Genomic DNA, 20,295 nt, shown 5'->3' on the forward strand with positions numbered 1-20,295 from the left:
CGCGTGTCATGAACCGTCCGCTGCCGTTCGACCCGATCGCCCGCGCGGCACAGCTGTGGGAGGACCGCATCGGGCCCTCCGGGACCATGGCCGCGGTGACCGGGGTCATGCGGGTCCAGCAGATCATCCAGTCCGCGGTGGACGGCGCGCTCAAGCCGCACGGCCTGACCTTCGCCCGGTACGAAGCCCTGGTGCTGCTCACCTTCGCCCGCAGCGCCAGCCTGCCGATGCGGGTGATGGGCGAGCGGCTCCAGCTGCACCCCACCAGTGTCACCAACATAGTCGACCGGCTGGAGCGCGACGGGCTCGTCAAGCGCGTCCCCCACCCGACCGACCGCCGGACGACGCTGGTCGAGATCACCGACGAGGGCCGCGCGCGCCGCGAGGCCGCGACCGAGGCCGTCACCGCCATCGACTTCGGGCTGTCCGGGCTCACCGAGCGGCAGACCGAGCAGCTGACCGAGCTGCTGACGAAGGTGCGCCGGGCGGCCGGCGACTTCACCGAATGACAAGAAAGGCCCGCGCGGGCAGCGCGGGCCTTTCTCACGTCCTGGGAATCAGGCAGCGACGGTTTCCTTGGCCTGGAACAGGCCGACACCGCCGTGGGACAGCCGCTGCGGGCCGTCGAGCTTGCCGTTGCGCAGCGCCCACTTCTCGAACAGCCACGTGAACAGCGGCGGGATGCTCGCCAGCAGCGCCAGGACCAGCGTCTTCGGGCGCCAGCCGAGCGGCTTCGCCACGGACAGGGAGACGACCACGTAGAGGACGAAGATCACGCCGTGCACCATGCCGAGGACGGGCACGCCGCCCTCGCCGGAAGAGTGGACGACGTACTTGAGGAACATCCCGACCAGCAGCCCGGCCCAGGAGAGGGCTTCGGCTACCGCGGCCACGCGGAAAATGAGAGCGGCCTTGCTGGACACTGCTTCCTCCTGTGGGGTCTCACCACGTTGGTCTGCACACACGAAAACGTCCGACAGGGACCGTCCAAGGCGGACTTGCCTTGTACGTCAACGGCGCTGTCGGACGTCCTGATACCCAGTGTGAGGCGTGACGGCCCTCACGGGAACACCGGGGCCCGTGACGATGCTCACGGCCGTGGTCCACTGTGGTCTGGACCACGGCCGTGAGCGTCCGTGGCCTACTCCGCGCAGGGCGACACCGGCGCGGACGCGGGTGACGTGCCCCACGTTGCGGCGGCGTCGCCGGTCAGGCGGAAGCCGAGCGTCACGCCACGCTTCAACTGGTCCACGTTGACATACACGCGGTCACTGGATCGCGACGCGACGTCGACACCCGACACGTACTGCAGCTTCGCGCCGTCCGCTCCCGGCGCCTCGATCGTGATGTCGCGCCCGTTCTCCAGGTGCAGCACGGACTCGGCGAACCGCGGCGCGTTGAGCACGAAGTTCCCAGTCCCCGGGACAGCCGGGTACAGCCCCAGCGCGCTGAAGACGTACCACGCCGACATCGTCCCGAGGTCGTCGTTGCCGGTGACGCCGTTGGGCGCGTTAGTGAACAGCGTGTGCGCCGCCCGGACCACCGTCGACGTCTTCGCCGGCTGCCCGGCGAGCGCGTACATCCACGGCGAGTGCAGGTCGGGCTCGTTGTTCGGGTTGTAGCGGAACTGGTCGTAGTAGTCGTACGGGCCGACGACCCAGTTCTCGCGGACCGCCTTCGCCGGGTCCTGCACCAGCTTGTCGTAGGCGAAGAAGTCGTCGAGGCGCTTTCCGGTGGCCGCCGGGCCGCCCATCCGCCGGACCAGCCCCGGCACGTCCTGCTGGACGAGCCACTGGTACTGCCAGGCCGTGCCCTCGTGGAAGCCGTCCTGGCTCTGCGGGCTGTACGGCTTGTCCGCGGGCGAGAACCAGGCTCCGCCGAGGACCTTCGGCCGGAAGAAGCCGGTGAAGCCGCGATCGGTCCGGGTTTCGTCCCACAGCGTCCGGTAGGTCCGGCCCTTCGCGGCCAGCGCCGCCGCGTCGTCCTTCTTGCCCAGCGCCGCCGCCATGATCGACAGCGAACAGTCACCGAGCGCGTACTCCAAGGTGGCCGACGCGCCGTGGTTCGGGTCGGTGTCCTGGCCCTTCTTCGGGAAGTCCGGGTCGTACTGGACGAACCCGTCCTGCTGGTAGCTGACGTTCCCCGACCGCCCTTGGAACGGCGACGCCGCGGGCGGGATCTCGCGCGAGTTCTGCAGCAGCGCCTGGTAGGCGTGCACCTCCTCGCCCGGCAGCGCGCCGAACCGCCAGAGGTCCACCAGGAACGGGGTGACCGGGTCACCGGTCATCGTGTTCGTCTCCTGGCTCGCGTACGCCCACCTCGGCAGCCAGCCGCCCTGGTCGTGGATGGCCAGGATGCTTTTCGCGATGTCGCGCGCCCGGTCCGGCCGCAGCAGCGCCAGGAGCTGGTTCTGCGAGCGGTAGGTGTCCCAGAGCGAGAAGAAGTCGTAGTAGGTCCAGCCGATCGCGCGGTGGATCTTCTTGTCGAAGCCGTAGTAGCGGCCGTCGGCGTCGTTCGCCGTCAGCGGCTGCAGGAGGGCGTGGTAGAGCGAGGTGTAGAACACCGTGCGGTCGTCGGGCGTGCCACCCTTGACGTCCACAGTGGACAGCTCGTGGCGCCAGGCGCGCTGGACGCCGGCCTTCGCCGCGTCGAACGAGCGGATGCGCTCGGCGGCCAGGTTCACGCGCGGACCGGCCGCGTCCACCTGGGAGATCGCCGTGGTCGCGGTGACCTGTCCCCCACCGGCGAAGGTCAGCCACGCGCCGCGCAGGCCGGCGCCGCCTCCGGAAGAACGCGCGCCGGGCGTGCCGCCGGTCGGCGACCACGTGCCGAAGGTCTTGAACGGCTTGTCGAACTTCGTCGTGAAGTACGTCGTGTAGGGCTTGCCGCCGCAGAACGCCTGCGACTCCACGGTGCCCTCGACGGTCCGGTCGTCGACGACGCGGATGCTGCTGCCCGTCACCGGTTCCTTGTCGTTGGCCTGCCCGACGTTGACGAAGACGTTGGCGTCACCCGGTTTCGTGAACGTGTACCGCTCGACACCCGCCCGGGTCGCCGCCGTCGTCTCGACGTCGACGCCGCCGTAGCCGGTCAGGTGGACCTTGTAGTAGCCGGGCTTGCCGACTTCGCCGTCGTGCGTGAACGGCGACGCGTACTGCTTCTGGTCGAACGTGGCGGCCTTGGTCGTGTCGAACGCCTTGCCGGGCCCGATTTCGCCGGTCGTCGGCAGGGTCGAGACCAGGCCGCCCTGCTCCCAGCAGCCAGCGCCGGACAGGAAGAAGTGCCCGAACCCGCGGATCGCCGGGTCGGTGTAGCGGTAACCGGCGTAGTGCGAGGTGATCGGGCTGACCTGGGTCATCCCGAACGGCGCCGAGGCGCCGGGGAACGTGTTGCCCTCGTCCTGCGTGCCGATGAACGTGTTGACGGCGTCGAGGGCGTCACCACCGGAAGCCGAAGCGACGGCGGGACTCACCCCCGTCGCCACCACGGCGAGCGTCAGCGCGCCCGCCAGGACCTTGCTCTTCACTGAGCCTCCCGGGTGCGGGAAAGGCCGCCCGCACGGAGGCGGACGGCCTTTCCGGGTTGGATCATTACGCGCCGATGCCGATCGCGAACACGTGCAGGGCGCCGCCGCTGACGTTGCCCGGCAGCGTCACGCTCGCCACGGTCTTGCCCGCGTCGAGGGTGATCGGGTTGGTGCCGAACACCATCGTCCGGATCTGCTGCGGGTCGCCGCCCGAGGCGTTGCGGTACGGCGTGGACAGCACGATCCGGTTGCCGAACGCCGGCTGCGCGCCGCCGCCCCCGAGGGTCCAGTCGGAGAACCCGATGGTGGCGGTGGACTTCGTGCCGTCGGTGTAGGTGACCGTCAGCGTGCCGGACGCGTTGCCGTTGGACGCCGCGCCGAGCAGCGCGAGCCGCCCGGAACCGCTCACGTTCACCGTCTGGCCGGCCGCGATCACGTTGTCCGGGTCCCCGGCCGGGAACGACGGCCAGGTGAACTTGAGCCCGTCACTGGTGATCGTCGCGCCCGGGGTGGCGCCGGCCGCGGCCAGCGCGTCGGCCGAGTAACTCCAGCCGCCGCCGTCGAAGTTCGCCGCGGCGGGCTTCGAGTCCGGCGAGATGCCCGCGTTGTTCACCGTGGCCAGCCAGCTGTTCGGCTGGGCCACGAGCACGGTCAGCACGGCCTGCGACGAAGCCACGCCCGGCGCGGAGAACGTCACCGGGATGCGGCGCGCGCCGTCGGCCAGCCCGGCCGGGACGCTGACCGTCAGGTCGGCCTGTGCCTTGCCCGCGGCGGGCACGGCGACGCTGCCGGTCGCCGGGGTCAGCGTGATCCCGTCGACGCTGCCCGCGGTGTAGGTCCAGCTCCGGGCCGTGCCGGAGAGGTCCTGGACGCCCACCGACACCTTGGACGTCGACCCCGCCGGGACCACCGCCCGGGCCGGGTTGACGAACGACAGGCTCGGCTTTTCCTGGTCGCGGAAGGACGGCGGCGCGTCGGCCGGGGCGCTGCCCCACGCGGTCGGGATCTCCGACAGCGTGAAGTCCAGCGTGCCGCCGGTGGAGACGAGGGCCTCCGGCATCCACGCCTTCGCCGCGTCCCCGCCGTTGACCTTCAGGCCCGCGACGTAGTCACCGGTGCCGGACGAGGTGACGGTGATCTTCTTGCCCGCGCCGGTGGTCAGCACGGCCTTGCCGAACAGCGGCGTGTTGAGGACGAACTCGGCGCGGCCCGGGATCTCCGGGTAGATGCCGAGCGCGGCCCAGACGTACCAGGACGACATCTGGCCGAGGTCGTCGTTGCCGATCAGGCCTTCGGGACGCGGGTTGTACAGCTCGTTCATCGACCGCCGGACGATCGCCTGCGTCTTGGCCGGCGCGCCCGCGTAGGAGTACACCCACGGCGCGTTCGAGTTGGGCTCGTTGCCCATGAACGCGTACGGCAGCTGCGTTCCCGCGTTGAGCTGGGTGAAGAAGGTGTCCAACCGGGACTGGACCGCGGTGTTCCCGCCGAACGCCGTGACAAGACCGCCGAGGTCGTAGGGCACCATCCAGTCGTACTGCGCGCCGTTGCCCTCGACCCAGCCCTGCGAGCTGGCCGGGTTGTAGGTGCCGGAGAAGGAGCCGTCGGCGTTGCGCGGCTGCAGGTGACCGGTGCCCGGGTTGTAGAGGTTCTGCCAGTACTGGGCTCGCTTCATGAACGTCGTGTACGTCCCGGAGTCGCCGAGCCGCTTGGCGAACTGGGCGATGGCGAAGTCCGCGCTGGTGTACTCGAGCGTGTCGGCGCCCGCGCCCGGGACGTACCCGAGGGTCTGGTAGTCCTGCAGCCCCGGCCGCTCGGTGTAGCCCTGCGTCGGCTGGGTGGCACCCTTGATCATGAGCAGCAACGCCTTCTGGGCGTCGAAGTCACGCGCGCCGAACGCGTACGCGCTGGACACGATGATGTGGTACGGGTCGCCGTTCATGACGCCGGTGTAGTCGTTGGCCACCGTCCAGCGGTCCCAGGAGCCGCCCTGCTCGGCGTAGGCCATCATCGACCGGACGATGTCCGACGTCTCGTGCGGCGCGATCGTCGCCAGCAGCGGGATCTCCGAGCGGTAGATGTCCCAGCCGGAGAAGTTCGTGTACATCGCGTGGCCCTTGTCGGCCGTGTGGATCCGGCCGTCGAAGCCGATGTACTGGCCGTTGACGTCGGAGAACACGTTCGGCTGGATCAGCGCGTGGTAGAGCGAGGTGTAGAACGTCGTCAGGTGCTCGTCGGAGCCGCCGGTGACGGCGATCTTGCCGAGCTGGGCGTTCCACGCCTTCCGCGCGTCGGCCGCGACCGTGCCGAACGACTTGCCGGTGTTCTCCGCCTTGAGGTTGGCCTTCGCGCCGTCGACGGACACGAAGGACAGTCCCACCTGGACGTTGACCTGCGCGCCGTTGAGGTTGGCGAAGGTGACGTACCCGCCGCTGCCCGGGCCGGACACGGTGGTGTCCTGCGGCGCCACCTTGGCCGGGCGCGCGATCGAGGCGTCGACGCCGTTGGGCTGCGCGACCTTCGCCTTCGCGCCACCGGTTTCGGCGGCCTTGCCCGGCGTCACGGCCCCGTTCTTCCAGGTACCGATCGACTCGAACGGCGTGTCGAACTTCGCCGAGAAGTAGACGCGGTAGCTGTTCTGCGCGCCGCAGAAGCGGCCGCTCGTGGCCCAGCCGCTGATGGTGTCCTTGCCGATGGTGATCGACGCGTCGTCGGTGCCGTTGACCGAGCCGGACGTGTTGATCAGCAGCGTCGACGACGCGCCGGCCGGGTAGGTCAGGCGCGCGGAGCCGGTGCGCTGGGTCGCGCTCAGCTCCACCTTCGCGCCGCTGTCCAGGGTGACGTCGTAGGCGCCCGCCGTCGCGTGTTCGTTCGTGTGCGAGAACTTCGACGTGTAGTGCGCGGGGTCGGTCGCCGGGGAGGTGGTCACCTCGCCGACGTACGGGATGAACGGGATGTCCTCGTAGGTCGAGCAGCCGGCGCCGGAAAGGTGCGTCAGGCTGAACCCGGTCAGGGCGTTGTCGTCGTAGAAGTACCCGCCGGGCTGGGACTTCACCGTGTCCGGGCTCCACTGGACCATGCCGAACGGCACGACCGCGCCCGGGAACGTGTTGCCGGCACCGCCCCCGGTGCCGTGGTCGGCCCCACCGGGCCGGGTGCCCACGAAGGGGTTGACCCACTTCGCGTAATCGGTGCTCGTAGCTGCGGCGGCGGGAACAGCGGGAGCCACCGCTGCGGTCACCGCCAATGTCAGGAAAGCTAAACCGGCTCTGAAGCGCGCTCGCGCCATGGCCATCGCCTCTCCACCTCGTCAGCGCGACCGGAACCGGTGTCATGACAACCTTGTCGCGCAGTCGGTCGAACCGGGCCACCTTGGGCAGCGGCTCACCAGGCAGTCAAGGGTCCCGTCAAGACCTGTCCGGTTCCGGACAGCGTGATCAGCCGTCTGCCCTACGACTTCGGTAGCCGAATCGGCACAATCCGCGCGGGAGGCGTTGACAAGGCGCGGGGTCGTGGCGTTCAATCCCGGTCACTATGACAACGTTGTCTCCTCCTGGGCGGGACCCCGGCGGCGCCCCGCGCACCACGAGCAGGCGGGCCACGATGAGCGACGTGGCCCGGCTGGCGGGCGTGAGCATCAAAACCGTCTCACGCGTCGTCAACGACGAGCCGGCGGTGCACCCCGACACCGCCGAGCGGGTCATGGCCGCCATCGAGCAGCTGGGCTTCCGGCGCAACCTCGGCGCGCGCAACCTACGCCGCGGGTCCACGACCGGCACCATCGGGCTGATCGTCGAGGACGTCGGCAACCCCTTCTACTCCGAGCTGAATCGCGCGGTCGAGCGGATCGCGACGTCGTTCGGCCGCCAGGTGCTCACCGGCTCGTCCGAGGAGAACTCCGACCGCGAGCGCGAGCTCGTCCTGGAGTTCTGCGCGCGGCGGGTGGACGGCATCCTCGTCGTCCCGGCCGGCCTGCAGCACGGCTACCTGGTGCCGGAGATGCGCGCCGGCACGCCGGTCGTGTTCATCGACCGCCCGGCCGGCGACATCGTGGCCGACACGGTGCTGGTCGACAACCTCGGCGGCACCATCGAAGCCGTCACCCACCTCGCCAAGCACGGCCACCGCCGGATCGCGTTCCTCGGCGACAGCCCGGACATCTTCACCGCGGCCGAGCGCCTGCGCGGGTTCCGCGAGGGCTGCGTGCGCAACGGCATCTCCTACGACGAATCGCTGGTCTCCATGCGGACGCCGACGCAGGAGGGCATCGGCGACGCGGTGAAGCGGCTGCTGCACGGCCCGGACGCGGCGACCGCGGTGATCGCGGGGAACAACCGGGTCGCGGTGCACCTGCTGCGCGCACTCGCCCACGCCGAGCACCGCCCGGCGATGGTCGGCTTCGACGACTTCGAGCTGGCGGACCTGCTCGACCCGCCGGTCACCGTCGTCGCGCACGACGTCAGCGCGCTGGGCCACGCCGCGGCCGAGCTGCTCTTCGCCCGCGTCCAAGGAGACCAGTCCCCGCCCAGAAAGGTAGTCCTGCCCGTGCATCTCGTCGCCCGCGGTTCCGGTGAGGTCGCCCCGTGACCCTCGAACCCATCCGGCTCCCGGCCAACCAGCCGCCCCAGTTCTACCGCGGGGGCGACGCCATCGCGGCGCTGCGCGGAGCCCCGTCCGAGTCGAAGTTCGGCCCGGAGGACTGGGTCGCCTCGGCGACCACCATGTTCGGCCAGGACACCAACGGCCTGACCCGGCTGCCGGACGGCGCCTGGCTGCGCGACGCGGTCGTGGCGAACCCGAACGGCTGGCTCGGCGCCAAGCACGTCGAGGCGCTCGGGACGTCGACCGGGCTGCTGGTCAAGCTGCTCGACGCCGGCCAGCGGCTGCCCGTGCACTTCCACCCGGACGACACGTTCGCGAAGCGGCACTTCGACTCGCACTTCGGCAAGACCGAGGCGTGGATCGTGGTCGGCACGTACGGCGCCGACCCGCGCGTCTACCCCGGCTTCAAGGAGACGCTGTCGAAGGCGACCGTGTCCGAGTGGACGCGGGAGCAGGACGTGCCGTCGATGCTGGGCGCGCTCAACAGCGTCCCGGTCCGCCCGGGCGACACGGTTTACATCCCGGCCGGGCTGCCGCACGCGATCGGCGAAGGCGTCTTCGTGGTCGAGCTGCAGCAGCCGACGGACTTCTCGCTGACCATCGAGTGGCGCGACTTCCTGGCGTCGCCGGAAAAGGGCCACCTCGGCCTCGGCTTCGACACCGCGATCGAGGCGCTGGACACGTCCGGGTGGGACGCCGAGCGCCTGGAGACCCTCATCAAGCGCACGGCGGCCGACAGCTCGTCCACTGTGGACCTGCTGGCCGGCGGTTCGGAGCGGTTCTTCCGCGCCGACCAGCTGCGCACGACCATGACGACAACGTTGTCACTCGATCCGTCGTTCGCGGTCCTGGTCGTCCTCGACGGCGAAGGGACCCTCCGCACCGAGCACGGCGGCGAGCACGCGCTGGCGAAGGGCGACACCTACGTCGTCCCGTTCGACGCCGGTCAGACCGAGCTGTCCGGCACGGCGACGGTGATCCGCTGCCGCCCACCGGCCCCGGAAGAGAGGCACGGATGAGCGAAATCCTCCTCGACGCGGTCGAGCTGACCAAGCACTACGGGTCCGTCGAAGCCCTGCGCGGCGCGTCGTTCCAGGCCCGCGCGGGCGAGGTGACCGCGCTGATCGGCGACAACGGCGCCGGCAAGTCCACTTTGGTCAAATGCCTCTCCGGCGCGGAGCAGCCGACGTCCGGCAAGATCCTCCTCGACGGCACCGAGGTGCACCTCGACTCGCCGACGACGGCCCGGCGGCTGGGCATCGAAACCGTGTACCAGGACCTCGCCGTCGCGCCCGAGCTGGACCCGGCGGCCAACCTGTTCCTCGGCCGGGAGATCCACCGCAAAGGCATCCTCGGCAAGCTCGGCATGCTCGACAAGGCCGAGATGCGGCGCCAGGCGGTCGAAGAGTTCCAGCGGCTGGGCGTGACGCTGCAGAGCACCGACGTCCCGATCGGCTCGCTGTCCGGCGGCCAACGGCAGAGCGTCGCGGTGGCACGCTCGGTCGTGTGGGCGTCGAAGGTCGTGTTCATGGACGAGCCGACGGCCGCGCTGGGCGTGGTGCAGCGCGAGCGCGTCCTCGACGTCATCAAGAAGGTGCGCGACAAAGGCATCGCCGTCGTGCTGATCAGCCACAACATGCCCGAGGTGCTGTCGGTCGCCGACCGCGTCGAGGTGCTGCGGCTCGGCAAGCGCGTCGCCCGGTTCGCCGGGCCGGACACGAAGCTCGAAGACCTCGTCGCCGCGATGACCGGCGCGCTGGTGCAGGAGGAGGCCGCATGAGCGTGTCCGCGCCGCAGCAGAAGGACATCCAGGAGTCACCCGAAGCGGGCTTCGGCAAGCGGCCGCTGGGCAAGCGGCTGGTCGAGGCCAACACGTTCTGGATCGGGCTGGTCCTGGTGGCCCTCGTCATCCTGTTCAGCGTGATCGCGCCGGACAGCTTCCCGACCCTGTTCACCTTCCAGACGCTGTTCATCGAGTCCGCGGTGCTGCTCATCCTTTCGGTGGGCATGACGTTCGTGATCATCACCTCGGGCATCGACCTCTCGGTCGGCTCGGTGCTGATCCTCGCGGGCATGGTCGCGGGCAAGACGATGGAGGCGATGTCCGGCGGCGACGCGTCGAAGGCGGGTTGGGGCGTGATCATCGTCGGGCTCGTCGTCGCCGTCGTCACCGGCACGATCTGGGGGCTGATCAACGGCGTGCTCGTCGCGCTGGCCAAGATCCCGGCGCTGATCGTCACGCTCGGCACCATGGGGGCCGCGCTGGCCACCGCCTACCTGCTCAACGGCGGCTCGGACCTGCGGACCGTGCCGGCCGCGCTCACCCAGACCCTCGGCTACGGTACGTCGTTCGGCGTGGTGCCCAACCTCGTGATCGTGGCGATCGTGATCACGGTGATCGGCGCGTGGCTGCTGCGGACGACCAAGTTCGGCCGGTACACCTTCGCGGTGGGCTCCAACGCCGAGGGGGCGCGCCGGGCGGGCATCGGCGTGACCGCGCACCTGCTCAAGGTCTACACGCTGACCGGCTTCCTGGCCGGGATCGCCGGGTTCCTCTCGCTGGCCTACTACAACTCGACCACCATCTCCGGGCACACCACCGACAACCTCAACGCCATCGCCGCGGTCGTCATGGGCGGCACCAGCCTCTTCGGCGGCGTCGGCACGATCCTCGGCACGGTGATCGGGGTGTTCATCCCCGCCGTGCTGCGCAAGGGCTTCAACATCATCCACGTCCAGGACTTCTGGCAGATGTTCATCGTCAGCTGGGTCCTGGTCGCCGCCGTCTGGTTCGACCAGCGACGCCGGCGCCGCCGCAACTCCCGCTGAATCCCCTGAGTACGAAGAGGTGCTTATGAAGCTGACCAAGACTCTCACCGCCATGGGTGCCGTGGTCTCCGCCGCCGCCCTGCTCACCGCGTGCGGGTCCGGCACGGTCGGGCAGAGCGGGTCCGGCAGCTCCGCCCAGCCGCCCGGCGGCAAGAAGCTGGCGCTGATCCCCGGCGTGCAGGCCGAGCCGTTCTACATCTCGCTGCAGTGCGGCGCGGAGGCCGAGGCGAAGAAGCTGGGCTACGAGCTGACCACGCAGGCGCCGCAGAAGTTCGACGCGCCCCTGCAGACGCAGCTGGTCAACGCCCTCGGCGCGAACCCGCCGGCGGCGCTGCTCATCGCCCCGACCGACGACACCGCGATGCTGGCCCCGATCCAGCAGGTGAAGGCGCGCGGCACGAAGATCGTCGAGGTCGACACGGCGCTGAAGGACACCGGCGTGGCCGTGTCCTCCATTTCGTCCGACAACGCCGCGGGCGGCAAGCTCGCCGCGCAGACGATGGCCAAGCTGGCGGGCGGCAAGAGCGGCTCGGTGCTGGTGCTCGACACGATCGCCGGCACGTCCACGACCGCGGCGCGGGCCAAGGGCTTCGAGGACGAGCTGAAGAACACGCCGAACCTGAAGTCGATCGGCGTCCAGTTCACCCAGAACGAGCCCGAGCAGGCCGCGGCCAAGGTGACGGCCGCGCTGTCGTCGACCCCGGACCTGATCGGCGTCTTCGCGACCAACCTCAACACCGGTGAAGGCGCGGCGACCGGCCTGCGCAACGCGGGCAAGGTCGGCGCGGTGAACCTGATCGGCTTCGACGCCAGCCCGTCGGAGGTGGAAGGCCTCAAGAACGGTCAGTACCAGGCGCTGATCGCCCAGGACCCGGCCTCGATCGGCACCCAGGGTGTCGACCAGGCCGTGGCGGCCATCGAGGGCAAGCCGGTGACGCGCACGCTCACCGCGCAGCTGCACTCGATCACCAAGGCCGACATGGACGCCAACTCGCAGTACTTCTACAAGCAGTCCTGCTGAGCCGTCCGTCAGGGTCCTGCGAGCGGCGTACCCGTCGCTCGCAGGGCCCTGACCTGCAGATTCACTGCCAGTGATCGCACCGGGCCGGTCACCGCGGGGAAGACACCGCTCACCGCACGGCCCGTTCCCCCGCACGGGTGGCCGGCGTCACACTCACTTGCACATGCATCGGCACATGCATGATCGCAGGGAGGGTGCGATGAACTACGAACGGCCGGCCGTGCACCGGACGATCTTCGCCGTGGACGTCGAGGGCTACGGCGACCAGCGCCGGACGACACCACACCGCCTGGCGTTGCGCGCCGGGCTCTACCGCGCGCTCTGCCGGGCGTTCGACGACGCCGGTGTCCCGTGGGCGGACTGCCGGCGCGAAGACTGCGGCGACGGCGTCTTCGTCCTCGCGCCGGCGGAGATCCCGAAAGGGCCCTTCGTCGAGTTCCTGCCCACCGCGCTCGCCGTGGCGCTGCACCGGCACAACCGCACGCACCACGCCGAGGCCCGGATCCGGCTCCGGATGGCCCTGCACGCGGGTGAAGTCGCCTACGACGACCACGGCGTCACCGCGCCGGCGATCAACCAGACGTTCCGGCTCCTGGAGGCCGCGCCGCTGAAGGCGGCCCTCAAGGCGTCGCCCGGCGTGCTGGCGCTCATCACGTCGGCCTGGTTCTTCGACGAGGTCGTCCGGCACAGCGAAGGGCTCGACCCGACGACGTTCCGGCCGGTGCCGGTGGCGGTCAAGGAGACCCGCACGACCGGCTGGATCGCGCTGCCGGACCGGCCCTACCCCGCCGACGCCCGGCTGCTGGAGTCGGCGCCCGCCCGGGTCACCGGGCTCGACGACTACCGCACCTGGCGCCGCTTCCGCCGCCACGCCCAGGTGCTGGCCGACCGCGAGGACCCCGCCTGGCCGTAGGATCTACTGCCCTGGACACCGTCGCCAAGGGGAGGCCCGATGACCGTGCACCTGCGCCCGGCGTCCCGCGCCGACCCGCTGCCGGTGCTCGCCGCCGCCCGCCGGATCACCGACGACCTGCGTGACGGCCTCGCCGGCACCCGGGCCCGCCGCGCCGCGCACGGCCTGCGCCGGCTGTTCGGCTTCCCCGGGCTCGGCCTCACCGACCTGTCCGGCTCGCTGCTCTGGTCGGGACGGCCGGGACCGGACGCGGTCGTCGCGACGGTGCTCGACGGCGTGCTGCACACGGAGGAACCCGGCTCGGCGCCGGACGTCCTCGCCCTGCCGTTGCACGTCCGCGACGAGCTGGCCGGCGTCCTGCTGGTCGTCGGCGACGTCCGGGACGCCGTCGCGAGCGAAGCGGCGGACCTCGTCGTCCGGGCGCTGGAGCGCGGGCGGCTGGAGGCGTCGGCGGACCAGGCGGCGCAGGCCGAGCTGCGGGCGTTGCGGGCGGAGATGTCACCGCACTTCGTCTACAACGCGCTCACCGTCATCGCGTCGCTGGTGCGTTCGGACCCCGACCGCGCCCGCGACCTCATGCTCGACTTCGCCGACTACACGCGTTACAGCCTGGCGCGGCACGGCGAGTACACGGTGGTCGCCGAGGAGTTCCGCGCGATCGAGACGTACCTGGCGCTGCAGCGGGCGGTGCTCGGCGAACGGCTGCGCGTCCAGGTGCGGGTGGCGCCGGAGATCCTCGCCGTCGCCGTGCCGTACCTCGTCCTGGAACCGCTGGTGGAGAACGCGATCCGGCACGGCATCGAGCCGCGGTCGGGCACCGGGCTGGTCCAGGTGCACGGCCAGGCGGAAGGGAACGACTGCGTGATCTTCGTCGAGGACGACGGGGTCGGCATGGACCCGAAGCGGGCCGCGGACATCCTGGCCGGGCGCACCGGCGAGGACGACCCCGCTGGCCTTGGACTGGCCAATGTGGACAGGCGATTGCGGGACGTCTACGGCGCCTGGTACGGCCTGACGGTCGAGACCGAGGTCGGCGCGGGCACCCGGGTGATCGTGCGGGTGCCGCGGTTCCAACCGGGGGTGCTGCCGTGACCGGGCTGCGGGTCCTCGCCGTCGACGACCTGCCACCCGCGTTGGACGAGCTGTGCCGCATGCTGCGCGAAGCACCCGAAGTCGGCGAAGTCGTCGGCGCGGGTGACGCGCTGAAGGCGTTGAAGCTGCTTCAGGCGGACAGGTTCGACGCGGTGTTCCTGGACATCTCGATGCCGGGCCTCGACGGCCTCGAACTGGCGTCCCTGCTGGCGAAGCTGAGCGAGCCACCGGTGATCGTCTTCGTCACGGCACACGACGGCCACGCGGTGACGGCGTACGGCATCGGCGCGGTGGACTACCTGCTCAAGCCGGTCCGCGCGGAACGGCTGTCGGCGGCGCTGGCGAAGGTGCGGCGGATGGCGACCCCGGCCCCGCGCCCGGCCCCGGACGCGATGGCGGCGCTGCCGGTGGAGTCGGGCGGCCGGACCCGGTACGTCCGGCGCGACGACGTCCTGTTCGCCGAGGCCCACGGCGACTACGTCCGGCTGCACACGCGCGGCGGGGTCCACCTGGTGCGGATGCCGATCTCCCGGCTCGAGGAGTACTGGGAGGGCACGGGTTTCAGCCGCGTGCACCGCGGGTTCCTGCTGGCCGTGGGAGCGGTGCTGGAGCTGCGCAGCGACACGGCGGGCGGCCTGCTGGCCCACACGGAGGCCGGCGACGTCCCGGTGAGCCGTCGTCACGCGCGGGACCTGCGGGACCGGCTGCTGGAGGCCGCCCAGCGCGGCCAGCTCGGGCCGGGCCCGCGGTGAGCCGCCCCCGGGCACCCGGGCGGGGACCGCGATGAGCAAGATCCGCCGGGTGGCCGTCACCAGCCCGCAGACCCGCCTCGCCCACGCGCGGCGCCGCTCGCGCGCCCGCTGGCGCCAGCCGCGCCTGCCCGCGGGCGACACCCAGCGCGCCACCGCGCTCTACCGCGCCCAGCGCCGCCGCGGCGTGCCCGCCCTGCTCCTGATGTTCGCCCTCCTCCTCGGCCTGCCCGGGATCTTCGCCCTCTTCCCCGGCCTGGACACCGTGCGGCTGCTGGGCATCCCGCTGTCCTGGCTGATGATCGCGGTCCTGCCGTACCCGGCGATGGCCGTCCTGGCCCGCTGGCAGCTGCGCCGCGCCGAACGCCTCGAGGACGACCGATGACCCGAGCACCCCAATGTGGCCTTCGGTGCGTCACACGCACCCAAGGCGGCCTTCGGTGCGTCACACGCACCGAAGGCCGCCTTGGGGCGCTCGAGACCGGCGGGGCCGGGTAGTGGGCGTCGCGCTGGCCGTCGCGCCGGTCGTGCTCGTGACCCTGCTGATCGGCGTCCGCGGGGTCGCCGCGATGCGCACGACCTCCGACTTCCTCGTCGCGTCCCGCCGGATCTCCCCGCTGGTCAACTCCGCGGCCGTCTCCGGCGAGTACCTCAGCGCGGCGTCCTTCCTCGGCGTCGCCGGGCTCGTCGTCAAGGACGGCATCGGCGCCCTCTGGTACCCGGTCGGCTTCACCGCCGGCTACATCGCCATGCTGGTGCTGGTCGCCGCGCCGATGCGCCGCTCGGGCGCGCTCACCGTCCCGGACTTCGCCGAAGCCCGCCTCAACTCCCCCGCGCTGCGCCGCCTTGCCGCCGTCGTCGTGCTCGTGATCGGCACCATCTACGTCGTCCCGCAGTTCCGCACCGCCGGTCTCGTGCTCGCGGCCGTCGGCGGCACCCAGTACTGGGTCGGTGTCGTGCTCGCCGGTGCCGCGGTCAGCGTCACCCTCGCCCTCGGCGGCATGCGCGCGGCGACGTACGTGCAGGCGTTCCAGTTCGTGCTCAAGCTGCTGCTGTTCCTGGTCCCGGCCATCTGGCTGGTGCTGCAGGCCGGCGCGGTCAACCGGACCGACGCCCTGCACCCGGTCGAATTCACCCACTTCGCCCGCGAGACGCCGGTGCGGTTCGAGGTCGACGTCACCATGGAGCTGCGCGAGCCGACCCCCGTCCGCCTCAACGGCGCCGTGCAGACGCTCCCGCCGGGCGAGTTCACCGCGCACAGCCAGGACGAGGTCGTGTTCGGCACGGGCGCGGCGGTGCCCGCGGTCCGCGGCGGGGCCCCGCTCGGCGGCGCCGACTGGCAACGCCCGCTGCTCGACCTCGGCGACCAGGGCTACCCGCTGCTCGGCACGTGGTCCGTGCTCATCGCGACCATGCTCGGCACGATGGGCCTGCCGCACGTGCTCATGCGCTTCCACACCAGCCCGGACGGCCGCGCCGCGCGCCGCACCGCCGCGATCACCGTCGCGCTGCTCGGCGTGTTCTACCTCTTCCCCGGCGTGTACGGGGTCCTCGGCCGCGTTCTCGTGCCCGGGCTCTACCTGTCGGGCGCCACGGACACCGTGGTCGTCGCACTGCCGTACCAAGTGGACAGTGGCTGGGCCGGCGGCCTGTTCACGGCGTTGCTGACCGCGGGCGCGTTCGCCGCGTTCCTGGCGACGTCGCTCGGCCTGCTGCTGGTGATGTCCGGCGCGCTCGCGCACGACCTCGTGCCCGGCGGGCTGCGGCGGCTGCGGATCGCCGTGTTCGGCGTCGCCGGCGTGATGGTGCTGCTCGCGCTGCGTTCGGCCGAACTCGACGCCGGGGTGCTCGTCACGTGGGGCTTCACCGTGGCGGCGTCGACGTTCTGCCCGCTGCTCGTGCTCGGCATCTGGTGGCCGCGGCTGACCGCGGCGGGCGGGATCGCCGGCGTGCTGACCGGGCTGGTCGCGTCGTCCGGCTCGATCCTGTTCGCCCTCGCCGGGCCCGGCCTGCACGGCTGGGTGGCGATCTTGGTCCAGCAACCGGCACCCTGGTCGGTACCGCTGGCATTCGGCGTAATGGCGCTGGTCTCGCTGCGGGGCAGGCCACCGGCCTGGTCCACGGCGGCGATGCTCCGCCTGCACCTGGACGAGCCCCGTTCGACCCGGCCGCGCGACCGTTCGTCAACCGTTCGTCGTCTCGCCCGGCTGTTGAGCCGCTGAATCTTCACGCGAGACTCACACGTCCCTACGGTGTCGCACGTCACTTTCCGCAGCGCCGCGAGGGAGCAAGCGATGAGCACGACCGACACCGGCGGGCCCCCGGACACCTCAGAAACCATCTGGGAACGAGCGCACGACAGCACCGAGTTCCGCGAGCTGCGCAGCCGCCTGCGCCGGTTCGTCTTCCCGATGACGGCGTTGTTCCTGCTCTGGTACCTGCTGTACGTGCTGCTCGCCGACTACGCGCACGGCTTCATGAGCACCAAGCTGTTCGGCAACATCAACGTCGGCCTGGTCTTCGGCCTGCTGCAGTTCGTCTCGACGTTCGTCATCACCGGCCTGTACGTCCGGTACGCCAACCGGAAGCTGGACCCGGTCGCCGAGAAGATCCGTGACGACATCGAGGGAGAGCAGGCATGAAGATCCTCGCCGCGGGGGTGGAGGGCAGCAACCCGCTCCTCAACATCATCATCTTCGCCCTCTTCGTGGTCATCACGCTGGTGATCGTGTTCCGGGCCAGCCGCAACACGAAGACCGCGTCGGACTACTACGCCGCCGGCCGCGCGTTCACCGGCCCGCAGAACGGCATCGCGATCTCGGGTGACTACCTTTCCGCGGCGTCGTTCCTGGGTATCGCGGGCGCGATCGCCATCAACGGCTACGACGGCTTCCTCTACTCCATCGGCTTCCTCGTCGCGTGGCTCGTGGCATTGCTGCTGGTCGCCGAGCTGCTGCGCAACACCGGCAAGTTCACGATGGGCGACGTGCTGGCGTTCCGGATGAAGCAGCGTCCGGTGCGGGCGGCGGCGGCGACGTCGACGCTGATCGTGTCGTTCTTCTACCTGCTGGCGCAGATGGCCGGCGCCGGCGGCCTCGTCGCGCTGCTGCTCGGCGTCGAAGGCACCGGGGCGCAGGCGCTGGTCATCGCCGTGGTCGGCGTGATCATGATCGCCTACGTGCTGATCGGCGGCATGAAGGGCACCACCTGGGTGCAGATCATCAAGGCCGCGCTGCTGATCATCGGCGCGCTCGCGATCACCCTGTGGGTCCTCGGCAAGTACGGCTTCAACTTCTCGAACCTGCTGCAGGCCGCCGTCGACAAGGCGGGCAAGGCCGGTCAGACGCTGCTCGGGCCGGGCAAGCAGTACGGCACCAACGGAACGTCCAAACTGGACTTCCTGTCGCTGGGCATCGCGCTGGTCCTGGGCACCGCCGGCCTGCCGCACGTCCTGATGCGCTTCTACACGGTGCCGACGGCGAAGGACGCGCGGCGCTCGGTGGTTTGGGCGATCGTGCTGATCGGCGTGTTCTACCTGTTCACGCTGGTGCTGGGCTACGGCGCCGGTGCGCTGGTCGGGCCCGACGCCATCAAGAAGGCGCCGGGCGGGGTCAACTCGGCCGCGCCGCTGCTCGCGCTGGAGCTGGGCGGCCCGGTGCTGCTGGGCCTGATCTCCGCGATCGCGTTCGCCACGATCCTCGCGGTGGTCGCCGGCCTGACGATCACGGCGTCCGCGTCCTTCGCGCACGACGTCTACGCCAACGTCGTGAAGAAGGGCAAGACGTCGCCGGATTCGGAGGTCAGGGTCGCCCGGATCACCGCGGTGGTGATCGGCGTGCTGGCCATCGGCGGCGGCATCCTGGCCAACGGGCAGAACGTCGCCTTCCTGGTCGCGCTGGCGTTCGCGGTCGCGGCGTCGGCGAACCTGCCCACGATCCTGTATTCGCTGTTCTGGAAGCGGTTCAACACCCAGGGCGCGCTGTGGTCGATCTACGGCGGCCTGGCCGTCACGATCGTGCTGATCGTGTTCTCGCCCGCGGTGTCCGGCAAGAGCACGTCGATGATCAAGCACGCCGACTTCGCCTGGTTCCCGCTGAGCAACCCGGGCATCGTCTCGATCCCGGTCGCGTTCATCCTGGGCTGGCTCGGCACGGTCCTGTCCAAGGAGCACGACGAGAAGAAGTACGCCGAGATGGAGGTCCGCTCCCTGACCGGCGCGGGCGCCGAGAAGGCGGTCGTCCACTAACCGGTCTTTCGGGGGTTCCGGGTGGCGGAGCCCCGATTCGGCACAGCCCCCACCAACCCCGGAGGCCGCCGCGAGGGTGTTCCCGATCCCCTCGCGGCGGCCTTCGGCCATCAGTACGGCAGTTTTCCTTCGGCGACGGCCCGCACGGTCGCCTCGAACTGCTTGCGGACGTACTGCCACAGCCCGCCGCCCAGCGAAATCCTCGCCACCCCCAGTTCGGCGAGGCCGGCCAGGCCCGGGCTGCCCGGCCACGCGGGCGCGTTGACCGCTCCGCCGACACCCTGCACGAACTCCGCGATCAGCCCGGGCGTGCGCAGGTGGATCGGGTAGACGCAGTCGGCGCCCGCGTCGAGATAGGCCTTCGCCCGAGAGATGCCGTCGGCCAGCGCCGCTTTCGGGTCGACTTCGCGGAACGAGTCGACCCGGGCGTTGATGACCAGGGCGTCGCCCGCCGCCTCGCGCAGGGCGGCGATGCGCCCGGCCTGCTCGGCGACCGGCCGCACCTCGCCGGTGGCGTGGTCGGTGTCCTCGAAGTTGCAGCCGGCCGCACCCGCGTCGAGCAGCCGTCCCGCCAGCTCCGCGCCGGACAGGCCGTAGCCTGACTCGGCGTCGACGGTCACCGGCACGCCGACGGCCTTGGCGATCCGCGCGGCGGCCGCGAACATCTCGTCAGCGGGCGCCTTTTCGCCGTCGGCGAAGCCGAGGGCAGCCGCCACGGCGACCGAGCTGGTCGCCACGGCGGGGAACCCGGCGGCCTCGACGAGCTTGGCCGTGTCGGCGTCCCACGCGTTCGGCAGCACCAGCGGCTTGCCGGGCACGTGCAGCGCCTTGAGCGCGGCCGCGCTCACGCGTCGCGCTTCGGGAGCGGCGTGTGGCTGGTGATCGTCATCCGGTTCCAGCTGTTGATCGCGATGATCTCCCACGCGACCGCGCGGTACTGGTCCTCGGTGAACACCTTCACCGCCTGCTCGTAGACGTCGTCGGGGACAGCCTGGGTCGCGGACAGCTTGGTCATCGCCTCGGTGAGGGCGAGGGCGGCCTGCTCCTGCTCGGTGAACAGGTCCGTCTCGCGCCAGCCGTCGAGCACGAACAGCCGCCGCGGCGACTCGCCCAGCTCCAGGGCGTCGCGGGAGTGCATGTCGAGGCAGTACGCGCAGCCGTTGATCTGGGACGCGCGGGTCTTCACCAGTTCGAGGAGCTTGGGGTCGAGTCCGGCGTTCGCCCCGGCCTTGTTGACCTCCGCCTGCAGGTTCGCCATCGCCTGGTAGAGCTCGGGCGCCTGCCCGAGTCCGATTCGCTTCGTCATGCCACCACGCT

At 70.9% G+C, this 20,295-nt stretch carries 18 protein-coding genes; 13 read left to right on the forward strand and 5 right to left on the reverse strand.

Annotated elements, in window-relative coordinates; genetic code table 11:
• The first annotated feature begins 8 nt into the window (after nucleotides 1–8).
• Nucleotides 9–509: a MarR family winged helix-turn-helix transcriptional regulator gene (locus BT341_RS40605; protein WP_072481269.1), complete on the forward strand. Its 501-nt coding sequence runs from the start codon at nucleotides 9–11 to the stop codon at nucleotides 507–509.
• A gap of 48 nt (nucleotides 510–557) precedes the next feature.
• Here BT341_RS40605 and BT341_RS40610 read toward each other — a convergent pair whose 3' ends face one another.
• The 3 genes from BT341_RS40610 to BT341_RS40620 all read right to left on the reverse strand — a co-directional run bounded on the left by BT341_RS40610 (nucleotide 558) and on the right by BT341_RS40620 (nucleotide 6,815).
• Nucleotides 558–923, reverse strand: a complete 366-nt coding sequence (locus BT341_RS40610) for a DUF3817 domain-containing protein (RefSeq protein ID WP_072481270.1) — start codon at nucleotides 921–923, stop codon at nucleotides 558–560.
• Between the two features lie 218 nt (nucleotides 924–1,141).
• A complete protein-coding gene (locus BT341_RS40615; protein WP_072481271.1) occupies nucleotides 1,142–3,526 on the reverse strand; it encodes a GH92 family glycosyl hydrolase in 2,385 nt (794 codons plus the stop codon).
• Nucleotides 3,527–3,590: 64 nt separating this feature from the next.
• The gene (locus BT341_RS40620; RefSeq protein WP_084743306.1) at nucleotides 3,591–6,815 is read right to left on the reverse strand and encodes a GH92 family glycosyl hydrolase; all 3,225 of its coding nucleotides are present in this window, start codon (nucleotides 6,813–6,815) and stop codon (nucleotides 3,591–3,593) included.
• 314 nt (nucleotides 6,816–7,129) lie between these two features.
• Here BT341_RS40620 and BT341_RS40625 point away from each other — a divergent pair, with 314 nt between their 5' ends.
• The 12 genes from BT341_RS40625 (at nucleotide 7,130) to BT341_RS40680 (ending at nucleotide 18,978) form a co-directional block, all read left to right on the forward strand.
• Nucleotides 7,130–8,113, forward strand: a complete 984-nt coding sequence (locus tag BT341_RS40625) for a LacI family DNA-binding transcriptional regulator (protein ID WP_072481273.1) — start codon at nucleotides 7,130–7,132, stop codon at nucleotides 8,111–8,113.
• A complete protein-coding gene (locus tag BT341_RS40630) occupies nucleotides 8,110–9,147 on the forward strand; it encodes a class I mannose-6-phosphate isomerase (protein WP_072481274.1) in 1,038 nt (345 codons plus the stop codon). Before BT341_RS40625 ends, BT341_RS40630 begins: the two co-directional genes overlap by 4 nt.
• The gene (locus BT341_RS40635) at nucleotides 9,144–9,908 is read left to right on the forward strand and encodes an ATP-binding cassette domain-containing protein (RefSeq protein ID WP_072481275.1); all 765 of its coding nucleotides are present in this window, start codon (nucleotides 9,144–9,146) and stop codon (nucleotides 9,906–9,908) included. Before BT341_RS40630 ends, BT341_RS40635 begins: the two co-directional genes overlap by 4 nt.
• Entirely contained in the window at nucleotides 9,905–10,957 is a 1,053-nt protein-coding gene (locus BT341_RS40640; protein WP_072481276.1) for an ABC transporter permease, read from the forward strand. The genes BT341_RS40635 and BT341_RS40640 overlap by 4 nt, the downstream gene beginning before the upstream one ends.
• A 25-nt stretch (nucleotides 10,958–10,982) precedes the next feature.
• Nucleotides 10,983–11,978 (forward strand): ABC transporter substrate-binding protein, encoded by a 996-nt coding sequence (locus BT341_RS40645; protein ID WP_072481277.1) that lies wholly within the window; start codon nucleotides 10,983–10,985, stop codon nucleotides 11,976–11,978.
• 199 nt (nucleotides 11,979–12,177) lie between these two features.
• Complete coding sequence (locus BT341_RS40650; protein ID WP_072481278.1) at nucleotides 12,178–12,891, forward strand: hypothetical protein; 714 nt, start codon at nucleotides 12,178–12,180, stop codon at nucleotides 12,889–12,891.
• A gap of 39 nt (nucleotides 12,892–12,930) precedes the next feature.
• Nucleotides 12,931–13,983, forward strand: a complete 1,053-nt coding sequence (locus BT341_RS40655) for a sensor histidine kinase (protein ID WP_072481279.1) — start codon at nucleotides 12,931–12,933, stop codon at nucleotides 13,981–13,983.
• The gene (locus BT341_RS40660; protein ID WP_072481280.1) at nucleotides 13,980–14,735 is read left to right on the forward strand and encodes a LytR/AlgR family response regulator transcription factor; all 756 of its coding nucleotides are present in this window, start codon (nucleotides 13,980–13,982) and stop codon (nucleotides 14,733–14,735) included. The genes BT341_RS40655 and BT341_RS40660 overlap by 4 nt, the downstream gene beginning before the upstream one ends.
• A gap of 31 nt (nucleotides 14,736–14,766) precedes the next feature.
• Complete coding sequence (locus BT341_RS40665; RefSeq protein ID WP_072481281.1) at nucleotides 14,767–15,117, forward strand: hypothetical protein; 351 nt, start codon at nucleotides 14,767–14,769, stop codon at nucleotides 15,115–15,117.
• 112 nt (nucleotides 15,118–15,229) lie between these two features.
• Entirely contained in the window at nucleotides 15,230–16,954 is a 1,725-nt protein-coding gene (locus tag BT341_RS40670; protein WP_072481282.1) for a sodium/solute symporter, read from the forward strand.
• A 72-nt stretch (nucleotides 16,955–17,026) separates the two neighbouring features.
• Nucleotides 17,027–17,374, forward strand: coding sequence for a DUF485 domain-containing protein (locus BT341_RS40675; RefSeq protein ID WP_072481283.1), 348 nt, complete (start codon nucleotides 17,027–17,029; stop codon nucleotides 17,372–17,374).
• Nucleotides 17,371–18,978 carry a solute symporter family protein gene (locus BT341_RS40680; protein ID WP_072481284.1) on the forward strand — a complete coding sequence of 536 codons (1,608 nt, stop codon included), beginning with the start codon at nucleotides 17,371–17,373 and terminating at the stop codon, nucleotides 18,976–18,978. The genes BT341_RS40675 and BT341_RS40680 overlap by 4 nt, the downstream gene beginning before the upstream one ends.
• A 110-nt stretch (nucleotides 18,979–19,088) precedes the next feature.
• On the opposite strand, the gene BT341_RS40685 is transcribed toward BT341_RS40680, so the two are convergent.
• Nucleotides 19,089–19,826 carry an isocitrate lyase/PEP mutase family protein gene (locus BT341_RS40685; RefSeq protein ID WP_072481285.1) on the reverse strand — a complete coding sequence of 246 codons (738 nt, stop codon included), beginning with the start codon at nucleotides 19,824–19,826 and terminating at the stop codon, nucleotides 19,089–19,091.
• Complete coding sequence (locus BT341_RS40690) at nucleotides 19,823–20,284, reverse strand: carboxymuconolactone decarboxylase family protein (protein ID WP_072481286.1); 462 nt, start codon at nucleotides 20,282–20,284, stop codon at nucleotides 19,823–19,825. The genes BT341_RS40685 and BT341_RS40690 overlap by 4 nt, the downstream gene beginning before the upstream one ends.
• Nucleotides 20,285–20,295: the final 11 nt, after the last annotated feature.

Origin of the sequence: Amycolatopsis australiensis (assembly GCF_900119165.1) — a bacterium.
Classification (GTDB): Bacteria; Actinomycetota; Actinomycetes; order Mycobacteriales; family Pseudonocardiaceae; genus Amycolatopsis; species Amycolatopsis australiensis.